This window comes from Neobacillus cucumis, assembly GCF_002860255.1.
GTDB lineage: Bacteria > Bacillota > Bacilli > Bacillales > Cytobacillaceae > Neobacillus > Neobacillus cucumis_A.
Genome location: NZ_PGVE01000045.1, coordinates 1 through 1,875, shown reverse-complemented (window position 1 = coordinate 1,875; position 1,875 = coordinate 1). Strand labels below are relative to the sequence as shown.

Genomic DNA, 1,875 nt, shown 5'->3' with positions numbered 1-1,875 from the left:
CTATCCAGCTTTTCGGTATGGTGAAACTTGGTGTCATTGCCTCTCGTGAGCCCAATAACATTCACTCCATCTTTTTTCGCTTTGATAATTAGATAATCGGGTTGTGTCATTTTCGCATCTCCAGTCTATATATAATCCTAATGATAGCATATACAGCAAGCGCTCGGCAAAGACCTTAGTTCGTTCGAATAAGAGATAAAATTTCCGCACGCTTCACGTCATCATGTTCATAGATTCCTCTAGCGACAGTCGTGATGGTTTTAGCCCCTGGCTTCTTAATTCCTCTCATCGTCATACACATGTGTTCCGCTTCGATAATGATATAAACACCATGGGGATTCAACTTTTCCATCATGGCATCTGCCACACTGGATGTAATGCGTTCTTGCAATTGTGGACGACGTGCTGCTGTTTCAACAGCTCTTGCCAACTTGCTCAAACCTGCAACTACTCCATTACGCGGAATATATGCTACGTGTGCTACACCGAAAAACGGAACTAAGTGATGCTCGCACATGGAATAAAATGGAATATCTTTCACCAATACGACTTCATCATGATTCTCATGGAATACCGTATCGAAATACTCTCTTGGATCTTTATTTAAACCTTCAAATACCTCTTGATACATTTTAGCAACACGTTTTGGCGTCTCAAGTAATCCTTCACGAGTCGGATCTTCACCGATTGCTTCTAGGATCATCGTAACTGCCTGTTCTAATTTATTTATATCTTGCTCTTTCATAACAGCATGTCCTCCTTGTAGGAACTAAACCTATTTCCCCAAAATATTAGCACATTCCATTCATTCCGTATAGTTACTTGTACTTCCTTATGTATACCATTAAAAAAACGGAAAGGAGTCCATCCATGGCCATCTGATGAACAGATTTGCTGGACGGACTCCTATGTAAAATCTCAAATTATTTTACTGCGTCTTTAAGTGCTTTACCTGCTTTGAAAGCTGGAACTTTACTTGCAGCGATTTCGATTTCTTCGCCTGATTGTGGGTTACGTCCTTTACGTGCAGCACGTTCGCGTACTTCGAAGTTTCCGAAACCAATCAATTGAACTTTATCACCGTTAGCAAGAGTCGATTGAATTGTATCGAATACAGCTTCAACAGCTTTAGTTGCGTCTTTTTTTGTTAGACCTGCCGCTTCTGCCACAGAGTTAATTAATTCTGTTTTATTCACACCGTTCACCTCCTCTCAAAGGGGATGCTATTGCTGTTAACACTGTAAAAAGAGTAACATAAGAAAAACTGCGGTGCAACAATATTATCGTGCTTTTCCTTTATTCTCGGCATTTCAAGCGATTTTCATGGAAAAGCATAGAAAAAAGACCCGTTTTTGACGGATCTTTCTTCACTTCACACTATACTATTTATGCTTTTCTTTCAGCTATTTTAGCTTACACAATAAAGGTAATCATACCTTTATTTCCATCATTCACCATCTGTTCAATCGTTTCACGCAAGCGTTTTCTTGCTCGATCTGGAACTGCTGCGGTCTTATATCGGATACTTTCTTTCATGACTTCATGTAGTGGTGTGCCAAATAATTGTGTTTCCCATAATGCTTCACGATCATGTAAATACGCATTTTTCAATTCTTTCAACAAGTGATGACTATGGAATTCAGAGCCGATTAATGGAGCGAATTCCGCTTCCATATCGATTCGAATAATGTGAAGTGAAGGTGCTTTCGCTTTCATTTTCACCCCATAAAACGTGTCTTGTTTAATTAATTCAGGAGCAGTTGGCTGAAAATCTTCAATCGATGGCAACGCTACGCCATAACCTGATTTTTTCGCCGTATCAATTGCTTCCGCATACATATCATACGATTTTTTCGCTTTAACTGCTTCTTGAAT

4 protein-coding genes are annotated in these 1,875 nt (G+C 39.5%); all 4 read right to left on the bottom strand.

Annotation, left to right across the window (positions count from 1 at the left end):
- The coding region (gene mtrB / locus CVD27_RS12475; RefSeq protein WP_142384093.1) for a trp RNA-binding attenuation protein MtrB at positions 1-110 on the bottom strand (110 nt) is incomplete at its 3' end.
- A gap of 65 nt (positions 111-175) precedes the next feature.
- A complete protein-coding gene (gene folE, locus CVD27_RS12470) occupies positions 176-745 on the bottom strand; it encodes a GTP cyclohydrolase I FolE (RefSeq protein ID WP_099631558.1) in 570 nt (189 codons plus the stop codon).
- 178 nt (positions 746-923) lie between these two features.
- Positions 924-1,196: an HU family DNA-binding protein gene (locus tag CVD27_RS12465; RefSeq protein ID WP_037561579.1), complete on the bottom strand. Its 273-nt coding sequence runs from the start codon at positions 1,194-1,196 to the stop codon at positions 924-926.
- Positions 1,197-1,413: 217 nt separating this feature from the next.
- Positions 1,414-1,875 (bottom strand): stage IV sporulation protein A (locus CVD27_RS12460; protein ID WP_219621306.1); only part of this gene is annotated, 462 nt, incomplete at its 5' end.